A 10,000-nucleotide genomic window follows, 5' to 3' on the forward strand; every position below is an offset into this window, starting at 1 on the left:
TAGTGATGCCGCGCGCTTTTTCTTCCGGCGCGCTGTCAATCTGGTCGTAGGCCCGGCTTTCTCCACCGAACTTCTCGCCCATCACTTTGGTGATCGCCGCCGTCAGGGTCGTCTTGCCATGGTCTACATGACCAATTGTTCCCACGTTCACATGCGGCTTCGTACGTTCAAATTTTGCCTTGGACACCGTCAGGCCTCCCCTGTTGCGAATTTAACTAAAAACCCAATACCACTATTTATATACACCTGGAGCCCATGGGCGGATTTGAACCGCCGGCCTCACCCTTACCAAGGGTGTGCTCTACCCCTGAGCTACATGGGCTAAAAACAGTGACGAGTAACGAGGGCCGAGTGACGAGTAATGACTCTTTCGCTCGTATCAACCGTAAACTTAGCCCGGTTTTCCTCGTCCCTCGTCCCAGGGACCTCCGTCCCTTTGTTAATTTGGAGCGGGTGATGGGAATCGAACCCACATAGTCAGCTTGGAAGGCTGAAGTTCTACCATTGAACTACACCCGCTATATTCAGGGACGAGGTACGAGTAACGAGTTACGAGGGCCAGCCCTCAACATCTCATCACGTCCCGGGGTAGTAGCTGCACCAAGCCCGCTGCCGCCGCGTTACGATTCCGGTTTTCCTCGTCCCTCGTAACTCGGCCCTTGTAACTTTGTGTTTGGTGGAGGGGGGAGGATTCGAACCTCCGAAGGCTGAGCCGTCAGATTTACAGTCTGATCCCTTTGGCCACTCGGGAACCCCTCCGCGCGCACGAAGCTGCGTATTTTCGTCGAGCAATAGGGCAGTGTCAACCGGGAAGTGGGAAAATACCTTGCATTTCCGCCACCTGCGGCCGATTTTTAGTCCCTGCCGACAAAATGGCCCGGATTTTTGTCCGGGCCTTTGGAAAATCTGGAGCTGGCGAGAGGAGTCGAACCCCCGACCGGCTGATTACAAGTCAGCTGCTCTACCAACTGAGCTACGCCAGCATAGGGCCAGGCCGACAAGTAGCGACCCGAACCAGGCGCGCATTCTAAGAAATTGTCGGGATAAAGGCAATTTCAGTTTCAGTGAAAGGGTTTTGGTCGATTCCCGATGGCGTGCTTATTGCTGTGGCTGGCAGGGGCGCTCGATTTTTTTCAAATCCGGGTAATCTTCGCGCAAGCGCGCCAGTTGTTCGACGGAAATATCGCCGCTGTCGCGCCGCCAGTCGAGCCAGTATTCCTCCACGGGCAGTCTCACTTCTTCCCAGATCGCCTCAAAGCCCAGCTTGGCCAGTTGATTGATGCGCCGGTGCGCCGCCTCAAAACTGGAAAAGACGCCCAGCGACACACCGTTGGCTTTGTCGCCGGTGGCGATCAGAAAATAATCCTCAATGTTTTTGACCTTGAGTCGTTCCACCGCAGCGCGGGCCTCACTGCGGGAGGGTAACGGCGACAAAATCACCCAGTAACCCTTGCGCCCCGCCTCCTGGCTCTTGCGCTGCCAGGCCTTGATCTCCCATTGTTGCAGGCGCTGCGCCAGGGCCTTGACCTGACCGGTTTCTTTTAGTGGTCCCAGGCTATAACACCACTGCGACGCTTCACTCGATTCCTGTTGTTCTCGCAGCAACACCAGGCGCTGCACATCCGCCGGTAATGCTTCATCCGACGTCGGGTTGCCGCTGTCGGCCCGGTAATGCCAGGCAAACAGGCTGAGATTGAGCAGGAGCAACACATAGATCAACCATTTCATCATTACTTTCCTTTTAAGCGGCGCTCAGTCATTGTTCTGCGCCACACAGACCAGTCCCTGAAGGACCAGATCCGGTACCGCACGGCAGGCCTGTTCCAGATAGGGTTGTATATGCGGGGCATCACCGCCGGTGATCAACCACTGAAGTTGACGGTGACCGACAGGCAGATCGCGCATGAGGCGATCCAGCAATGCCGTCACACTGCGCAGGGCGCCATGACTGATACAGCTGACACTGGAATCGCCCGGCGTCAGTTGCCCGGGCAGAGCAGGGGATTCAGTAATCCGGCCGGTGCGCTCCTGCAGGCATTGCTGCATCATCCACAGTCCCGGCACGATATAACCACCCTGATGAACGCCGTCGGCATCCAGCAAATCGACGGTAATCGCACTGCCGCAGTCGATCACCGCGACACTCCCAGTGACAAGATGACGGGCACCCAGCAATGCCGCCCAGCGATCACTGCCCAGTGTTGCCGGTTCAGTATAGGCGTTGGTCACGCCTTGCTGGCAGGCAACTGCCGTCAGGAACCGGACAGGTTGTTGCCATTGCTGGCGACACCAGTGCTCCAGTCGCTGCTGGCAGGCCAATGGCGCCACACTGGCGCACCAGATCGAATCGGGCGTGGAACATTCTCCCCACCAGTGCTCGAACAGCTCCTCCAGTAGCGCCTCGCTGTAGACCGCCCCGGCACCGAACTGCAGTACTCCGGTATCCTCTGTCGCCCATTTGATCCGGGTATTGCCGAAATCAATCAGTAATTGCATGGTCCTGTTCCGTGTCCATTCGCAGCGAGATTTCGCCGCTGCTATAGGTTTCCTGTCGGCCCGCGTGCACGATCAGCAGGTTCCCCTGCGCATCGATGCCGATAGCCCGTCCCTGGACCGTGCGCTGCGGCAACAACAACTGTACCGGTTTACCGGCAACAGCATCCCAGCGTTGCCAGTCCGACAGAAACGGCTGTAAGCCCTCCTGCTCATAGCGGGTCAGGGCGGGTAGCAGTTCATCCAGCAGAGCCGTCAATAACTGGTTTCGTGAGGGCGGCCGGCCCGTGATACGCTGCAGATCCGTCCAGGGTTGCTCAATATCTTCTGCGGCGTCACGGGGCATGCTGACATTCAGGCCGATGCCGCAGACCACCCGACAGGGACCGCCTGCTTCCCCCTGCATTTCCAGCAGGATTCCGCACAGCTTCTTGCCCTGCCACTGAATATCATTCGGCCATTTGAGCCCAAGCCCTTTGACACCCAGCCCGTTCAGCGCGCGCACGATACTCACCGCCACGGCCGGGCTCAGACCCGCCAGATTAGACGGTACCCCATCAAAACACCCCAGCAGGGAGAAAGTGAGATTGGTTGCAAACGGCGAAACCCACTCCCGCCCCCGGCGCCCACGTCCCCGGGTCTGGTGTTCAGCAACCACCACGGTGCCGCAGGGCAGATCCGGGCTCTGCATTAACCACTGGTTGGTCGACTCCAGAGACCATTCGATCTGTAACCGCTCCAGCAAGGCGCGCGCAGGGGGTGAAAGTCCCTCGATGATGACATCAGCATCCAGTAATTCCAGCGACGCGGGCAATCGATAACCCCGGCCCTGTACCGCCTGAACCGGAATATTGTATTGTTCTGACACACGCTGGATTTGCTTCCAGACTGCTGTACGACTGATTCCCAGCCGGGAGGCAAGCGCCGTTCCGGAATGAAAGCGGCCGTCGGCCAGCAGGGACAGAATATTACGCAAACTCTGCATCAATCGGATTCACTCTGCCTCATGGCCACCCCAGACGAACCGGTCGCCCATTATTTTCCGCTGTCATCGGGACAGTACGCGATCAAACCCGGATTTTACAGGCTCGGACATGACTTTGGTAATGGGGCGACCGACAGACGCCTGTTTCAGCTGGATCGACAGTTCGCCGATTATCGTCAGGTCAAACAAGATGCCCGCTGCGAGCAACTGGATAAATACTTCTGTGTTACTCCCGAGGCCGCCGATCTGGCCCCGATACTTAACCGATTTCTGATCGATCGCCTGTGCAGCGACTTTCCCGGCTATTTTCATCTTTTTCAAACCCGGGAAGAACAACAGCTGGATTGCGGACTCAGTGGTCAATCACTGCAATTTACCCGTGACGGTCACTATCTCGGTGCTTCTCCCGCGAATCCGGCCAACACCCCGCCCTATTGCAACGGACTCGATGCCCTGGCCCTGCAGGTCCAGGAAGATCTGGCACTGCTCGATCTGCGTGGCGAACAAGCCAGGCTGTGCGCCATTCATCTGTGTCAGCCCAACCATTGGGATCCCCGTGAGAAGATCGGGAGAGATTTCGCGAAGATTCATCAACCGGTGCCGGACATGCACCGCATCAATGCCCGGGCAGCGCAATTATTGCAGGCCTGTTTACAAGAGGGACCGTTTGTTCGTTTTGCCTGGGGTATTGCCACTGACGAGCGGCTCAATCACCATCCCGATCCCCCGCCGGGAACCGACCGCCAACAGTGGCAGGGGCGGGCCTTTGATCCGGTTCACCCGGCAGCATGGCTGCGGGTCGAGCGACAGGTATTGCACGGATTGCCGCAAACCAGTGCCCTCTTATTTACTATTCGAACGTATCACACACCGCTGACCCGCTTATCAGTGAACGAACAACAATTACTCTATCAGGCCATCGCGGGTATGGAACCGCACCATCGTGAGTACAAAGGGCTGGCCGATCCCACAGCATTACTCAACTGGCTCGGGTCATTATATACATCAGGCTGATTCTGCCGAATGGATTCTCACAGCGAGTATGTCACAGGGGGTCCCGTGCAACACCGAGTTAGCGGTGGAGCCCAGTAACAGACCCACGCCGTGCCTCCCGTGCGTACCGACCAGTATCAGATCGGCCTTTATCTGTTCGGCGACCCGCAATATCTCGGATTTTACCGAACCGATCTCGACCCGCACGCTGGCGTTGTTGAGGTGAAAATCATCGCGTTTCTGCTGCAAAAATGACTCCGCCTGTTTATAAAGACTTTCTTCAAAATCAGCTGGCAGTGTCGTAATTAAATCGTAACTGTTTTCGGTCACGACCGGCTCCACCACATGCAACAGAGTCAGCCGGGCCGCCTCCTGACTGAATAGCTGACCGGACCGTACCAATACCTGGTCCGCTTCATCCGAAAGATCCAGAGCCAGCAGAATATTTTGATAAGAACCCATCCGGCCATTTCCTGTCCTGTTGTACTGTGTGACCAAGAGTATAGAAAAGCCGCTGATGACTGCAAACCGGGCTCTGGACTCCTTACCCGGCAGCGATTAATCTGGCTGAGTACGAACAATACCTCTGCACAAATAATCGACAGCCTGAAAGGAACCTGCCGATGCTGACTGCTACTATCTGGTTGAGCTTTGCCTTTGGCGCCGGCCTGTTTATGCGCCTGATAGGCCTCCCGCCACTGGTTGGTTATCTGGCCGCCGGCTTTCTGCTGAGTGCCAACGGCCATGAAACCAATGAGCTCATCGAGGCTATCGCCCATGCCGGTGTATTGTTACTTCTGTTCAGCGTTGGTCTGAAATTACGCCTCAAAAGCCTGATCCGCACTGAAGTTCTGGCCGGCTCTTTGTTACACATGGGACTCACCATTGTTCTGCTCTGGGCCATATTGAGCCAGTTCGGCACTCTTTCCTTTGAAGCGGCCGTGATGATCGCCATTGCCCTCTCCTTTTCCAGCACTGTCGTCGCCGCCAAAGTCCTGGAAAGCAAGAAAGAATTACGCGCCTTCCATGGCCGGGTCGCAATCGGCATTCTGATCATGCAGGATCTGGTTGCTGTCGCCATCCTGAGTATGGCCGGAGGCGTGGCCCCTTCACCCTGGTCTTTTCTGTTACTCGGTTTCTTTTTGCTCCGCCCGTTGCTTCACTGGTTACTGGATATCTGCGGGCATGGTGAACTGGTCATTTTGTATGGGCTGTTGGTGGCGCTGGTTGTCGGTGGCGGCAGTTTCGAGGAATTCGGGCTCAGCTCGGAACTGGGGGCTTTGTTACTGGGTATCATCCTCTCCGATCACAAACGCGCGTCCGAGCTTTCCAACGCCCTGTGGGGGCTGAAAGAAATCTTACTGGTTGGCTTCTTTTTACAAATCGGACTGTCAGGCCATCCCACGTTACTCACTCTTGAACATGCGCTGTTACTCAATCTGCTGCTCCCTCTCAAGGCCCTGCTGTTTTTCTTTATCCTGCTGCTGTTCCGCCTGCGTGCGCGCAGCGCGTTTCTGACCGGCCTGAGCCTGTCCAGTTTCAGTGAATTCGGCCTGATTGTCGCCAGCGTCGCAGAAGCCCAGGGCTGGATCAGTACCGACTGGCTGGTCCTGCTGGCGGTGACTGTCGCGGTCTCCTTTGCCATCACAGCGCCATTAAATCGTTATTCCCACGATTTGTATCAATTGCTCGGCAAAGGACTGAAACGATTTGAAAGCCGTCACCGGCACCCGGATGACGAACCCATTAATGTCGGTAGTGCCCATATCCTGATCGTCGGCATGGGGCGGGTTGGTACGGGTGTATATGACACTCTCCGGGAAAGTCATCTGCGGGCTGTGGGCCTCGACTCGGATCCGGGCAAAGTGGAGAATCATCGTCGGCAGGGACGTCGGGTACTCTATGCCGATGCCGAGGATCCCGGCTTGTGGACGGGACTGTCGCTCAACGGCGTGAGGATCATCATGCTCTGCATGCCCGAGTTGTCCGCCAAATTAATGGCCATTCAGCAATTGCGTGAACGGGGGTTCGATGGGCAAATTAACGCTACTGCCTTGTATAGCGAGGAAATCGAACAACTGAAGAACAGGGGCGCGGATCTGGTTTATAACTATTATGACAGTATTGGTGTCAGCTTTGCTGACAAGACTCTGCAAACCCTGCCCAATGAGCTCTCACCCTCGGTAGTTCGTCGCTGATCCGGCAGCCGGTAGCAAAAATCTTCGTTGTAGCGATTTAGCACCTGTGATCTGTAGCTGATAAATTTATCCGAGCGATCCCCATACAGGAGAAACCCCGGCCTCATTCGAGCAGGTGCCTGGTTATATGTATGCTGAAAGCCTTCTTTGAGGCTGTGCAATGAAGACGGCACTGTACCGACTTGTCAAAACAAGCCCTTTTTGACCAGGCACAGGCCTGAGTCGCGAGGTTCGTGAATGTACGAAAACAATCACCGTCAGGAATAGATTGCCTTACATAGAAAAAGCCCCATCCTCTTTCGAGAATGGGGCTTTGAATTAAAGCCTGGCAGTGACCTACTTTCACATGGGGAGACCCCACACTATCATCGGCGCTGAGCAGTTTCACTTCTGAGTTCGGGATGGTATCAGGTGGTTCCCACTCGCCATTGCCGCCAGGCAAACTGGTTAGATCGAGAGTGATACTACGACACTCGATCTGAATTCTGGATTAGGTAGAAGATAATGCTTTTTGATTGTATTACTTGTTGGTGACCTTTCTGACCCAAAAAATTTGGGTGTTATATGGTCAAGCCTCACGGGCAATTAGTACTGGTTAGCTTCATACATTACTGCACTTCCACACCCAGCCTATCAACGTTGTAGTCTTCAACGGCCCTTCAGAGTGATCAAGTCACTGGTGAGACCTCATCTTGAGGGGGGCTTCCCGCTTAGATGCTTTCAGCGGTTATCCCTTCCGAACTTAGCTACCCGGCAGTGCCACTGGCGTGACAACCGGAACACCAGAGGTTCGTCCACTCCGGTCCTCTCGTACTAGGAGCAGCTCCTCTCAAGTCTCAAACGCCCACGGCAGATAGGGACCGAACTGTCTCACGACGTTCTAAACCCAGCTCGCGTACCACTTTAAATGGCGAACAGCCATACCCTTGGGACCGGCTACAGCCCCAGGATGTGATGAGCCGACATCGAGGTGCCAAACTCTCCCGTCGATGTGAACTCTTGGGGAGAATCAGCCTGTTATCCACGGAGTACCTTTTATCCGTTGAGCGATGGCCCTACCACTAAGAGCCACCGGATCACTAAGACCTACTTTCGTACCTGCTCGACATGTCTGTCTCGCAGTCAAGCACCCTTATGCCTTTGCACTCAATGCACGATGTCCGACCGTGCTGAGGGTACCTTCGTGCTCCTCCGTTACTTTTTGGGAGGAGACCGCCCCAGTCAAACTACCCACCACACACTGTCCCCGACCCGGATAACGGGCCTGGGTTAGAACCTCAAACATACCAGGCTGGTATTTCAAGGATGGCTCCACTGCAACTGGCGTCGCAGTTTCAAAGCCTCCCAGCTATCCTACACAAGTAGGCTCAAAGTTCAGTGTGAAGCTATAGTAAAGGTTCACGGGGTCTTTCCGTCTAGCCGCGGGTACGCTGCATCTTAACAGCGAATTCAATTTCACTGAGTCTCGGGTGGAGACAGCGTGGCCATCGTTACGCCATTCGTGCAGGTCGGAACTTACCCGACAAGGAATTTCGCTACCTTAGGACCGTTATAGTTACGGCCGCCGTTTACCGGGGCTTCGATCAAGAGCTTCGTCCGAGGACTAACCCCATCAATTAACCTTCCGGCACCGGGCAGGCGTCACACCCTATACGTCCACTTTCGTGTTAGCAGAGTGCTATGTTTTTAGTAAACAGTCGCAGCCACCTGGTCACTGCAACCCCCTTCAGCTCCACGAGCAAGTCGCTTCACTTACCAGGGGCACACCTTCTCCCGAAGTTACGGTGCTATTTTGCCTAGTTCCTTCACCCGAGTTCTCTCAAGCGCCTTAGGATTCTCTCCTCACCCACCTGTGTCGGTTTGGGGTACGGTCGCTTGTAACCTGAAGCTTAGAGGATTTTCCTGGAAGTATGGCATCAACCACTTCGCCCAAAAGAGGGCTCGTACTCGCATCTCGGTAATAACCCCCGGATTTGCCTAAAGGGTCTACCTACTTGCTTAAACCGGGACATCCAACACCCGGCTGGCCTAGCCTTCTCCGTCCCCCCATCGCAGTTACAAGCGGTACAGGAATATTAACCTGTTTCCCATCGACTACGCATTTCTGCCTCGTCTTAGGGGCCGACTCACCCTACGCCGATTAACGTTGCGTAGGAAACCTTGGGTTTTCGGCGTGGGGGTTTTTCACCCCCATTATCGTTACTCATGTCAGCATTCGCACTTCTGATACCTCCAGCATGCCTTACAGCACACCTTCGCAGGCTTACAGAACGCTCCCCTACCATGCAAGCAAGCTTGCATCCGCAGCTTCGGTGTATAGCTTGAGCCCCGTTAAATCTTCCGCGCAGGCCGACTCGACCAGTGAGCTATTACGCTTTCTTTAAAGGATGGCTGCTTCTAAGCCAACCTCCTGGCTGTCTCTGCCTTCCCACATCGTTTCCCACTGAGCTATAACTTTGGGACCTTAGCTGGCGGTCTGGGTTGTTTCCCTCTTCACGACGGACGTTAGCACCCGCCGTGTGTCTCCCATGATTGCACTTCCTGGTATTCGGAGTTTGCATCGGGTTGGTAAGCCGGGATGGCCCCCTAGCCGAAACAGTGCTCTACCCCCAGGAGTGAGACATGAGGCGCTACCTAAATAGCTTTCGGGGAGAACCAGCTATCTCCGGGCTTGATTAGCCTTTCACTCCGATCCACAGCTCATCCCCTCATTTTTCAACATAAGTGGGTTCGGGCCTCCAGAGAGTGTTACCTCTCCTTCACCCTGGCCATGGATAGATCGCCCGGTTTCGGGTCTACTCCCAGCGACTAAGACGCCCTATTAAGACTCGGTTTCCCTACGGCTCCCCTAAACGGTTAACCTTGCCACTGAGAAGTAAGTCGCTGACCCATTATACAAAAGGTACGCAGTCACAGAACAAGTCTGCTCCCACTGCTTGTACGCATACGGTTTCAGGTTCTATTTCACTCCCCTCACAGGGGTTCTTTTAACCTTTCCCTCACGGTACTAGTTCACTATCGGTCGGTAGGGAGTATTTAGCCTTGGAGGGTGGGCCCCCCATATTCAGACAAGATAACACGTGTCCCGTCCTACTCGTTTAATACCTATAACTCTTTCGTGTACGGGGCTATCACCCGCTATGGCCAGACTTTCCAGACTGTTCCACTAGAACTATAAGCACTTTAGGGCTGGTCCCCGTTCGCTCGCCGCTACTAAGGGAATCTCGGTTGATTTCTTTTCCTCCGGGTACTTAGATGTTTCAGTTCCCCGGGTTCGCCTCGCACAGCTATGTATTCACTGTACGATGACCACCAGAAGTGGCCGGGTTTC

At 55.0% G+C, this 10,000-nt stretch carries 7 protein-coding genes, 4 tRNA genes and 2 rRNA genes (1 of these 13 cut by a window edge); 2 read left to right on the forward strand and 11 right to left on the reverse strand.

The genetic code is table 11. From position 1 onward, the window contains the following. The 8 genes from R6U90_RS12310 to birA all read right to left on the reverse strand — a co-directional run. Positions 1–187 (reverse strand): GTP-binding protein (locus R6U90_RS12310; protein WP_410352979.1); only part of this gene is annotated, 187 nt, incomplete at its 3' end. Positions 188–247: 60 nt separating this feature from the next. Continuing rightward, positions 248–322, reverse strand: a tRNA-Thr gene (locus R6U90_RS12315). Between the two features lie 123 nt (positions 323–445). Continuing rightward, positions 446–519 (reverse strand) — tRNA-Gly (locus R6U90_RS12320). 155 nt (positions 520–674) lie between these two features. Next, positions 675–759: transfer RNA gene (locus tag R6U90_RS12325), tRNA-Tyr, on the reverse strand. A gap of 148 nt (positions 760–907) precedes the next feature. Further along, positions 908–983: transfer RNA gene (locus tag R6U90_RS12330), tRNA-Thr, on the reverse strand. Positions 984–1,098: 115 nt separating this feature from the next. Next, positions 1,099–1,731, reverse strand: coding sequence for an SPOR domain-containing protein (locus tag R6U90_RS12335; protein WP_410352990.1), 633 nt, complete (start codon positions 1,729–1,731; stop codon positions 1,099–1,101). 21 nt (positions 1,732–1,752) lie between these two features. Further along, positions 1,753–2,496 (reverse strand): type III pantothenate kinase, encoded by a 744-nt coding sequence (locus R6U90_RS12340; protein ID WP_410352991.1) that lies wholly within the window; start codon positions 2,494–2,496, stop codon positions 1,753–1,755. After that, positions 2,480–3,478 (reverse strand): bifunctional biotin--[acetyl-CoA-carboxylase] ligase/biotin operon repressor BirA, encoded by a 999-nt coding sequence (birA, locus tag R6U90_RS12345; RefSeq protein ID WP_410352992.1) that lies wholly within the window; start codon positions 3,476–3,478, stop codon positions 2,480–2,482. Before birA ends, R6U90_RS12340 begins: the two co-directional genes overlap by 17 nt. Positions 3,479–3,499: 21 nt before the next feature. Between birA and R6U90_RS12350 the strand changes: the two genes are divergently transcribed. Beyond that, the gene (locus R6U90_RS12350; protein ID WP_410352993.1) at positions 3,500–4,492 is read left to right on the forward strand and encodes a heme-dependent oxidative N-demethylase family protein; all 993 of its coding nucleotides are present in this window, start codon (positions 3,500–3,502) and stop codon (positions 4,490–4,492) included. Here the strand turns inward: R6U90_RS12350 and R6U90_RS12355 are convergent. Beyond that, on the reverse strand, positions 4,484–4,933 hold the full coding sequence (locus R6U90_RS12355) for a universal stress protein (protein WP_410352994.1): 450 nt from the start codon (positions 4,931–4,933) through the stop codon (positions 4,484–4,486). The two genes, R6U90_RS12350 and R6U90_RS12355, sit on opposite strands and share 9 nt — an antisense overlap. 161 nt (positions 4,934–5,094) lie before the next feature. On the opposite strand from R6U90_RS12355, the gene R6U90_RS12360 reads away from it, so the two are divergent. Next, the gene (locus R6U90_RS12360) at positions 5,095–6,669 is read left to right on the forward strand and encodes a cation:proton antiporter (protein WP_410352995.1); all 1,575 of its coding nucleotides are present in this window, start codon (positions 5,095–5,097) and stop codon (positions 6,667–6,669) included. 323 nt (positions 6,670–6,992) lie between these two features. Here the strand turns inward: R6U90_RS12360 and rrf are convergent. Together rrf and R6U90_RS12370 are read right to left on the reverse strand one after the other, a co-directional pair. Beyond that, a 5S ribosomal RNA gene (gene rrf / locus R6U90_RS12365) occupies positions 6,993–7,108 on the reverse strand. 125 nt (positions 7,109–7,233) lie between these two features. Further along, positions 7,234–10,000: ribosomal RNA gene (locus tag R6U90_RS12370) — 23S ribosomal RNA — on the reverse strand (it continues 123 nt past the right edge of the window).

It is taken from the genome of Thiohalophilus sp. (assembly GCF_046483665.1).
In the GTDB taxonomy this organism is placed as follows: domain Bacteria; phylum Pseudomonadota; class Gammaproteobacteria; order UBA6429; family Thiohalophilaceae; genus Thiohalophilus.

Coding starts and splice junctions, on each gene's coding strand:
- R6U90_RS12335 (WP_410352990.1), bottom strand. CDS start 1,731: ATGATGAAATGGTTGATCTATGTGTTGCTCCTGCTCAATCTCAGCCTG.
- R6U90_RS12340 (WP_410352991.1), bottom strand. CDS start 2,496: ATGCAATTACTGATTGATTTCGGCAATACCCGGATCAAATGGGCGACA.
- birA (WP_410352992.1), bottom strand. CDS start 3,478: ATGCAGAGTTTGCGTAATATTCTGTCCCTGCTGGCCGACGGCCGCTTT.
- R6U90_RS12350 (WP_410352993.1), top strand. CDS start 3,500: ATGGCCACCCCAGACGAACCGGTCGCCCATTATTTTCCGCTGTCATCG.
- R6U90_RS12355 (WP_410352994.1), bottom strand. CDS start 4,933: ATGGGTTCTTATCAAAATATTCTGCTGGCTCTGGATCTTTCGGATGAA.
- R6U90_RS12360 (WP_410352995.1), top strand. CDS start 5,095: ATGCTGACTGCTACTATCTGGTTGAGCTTTGCCTTTGGCGCCGGCCTG.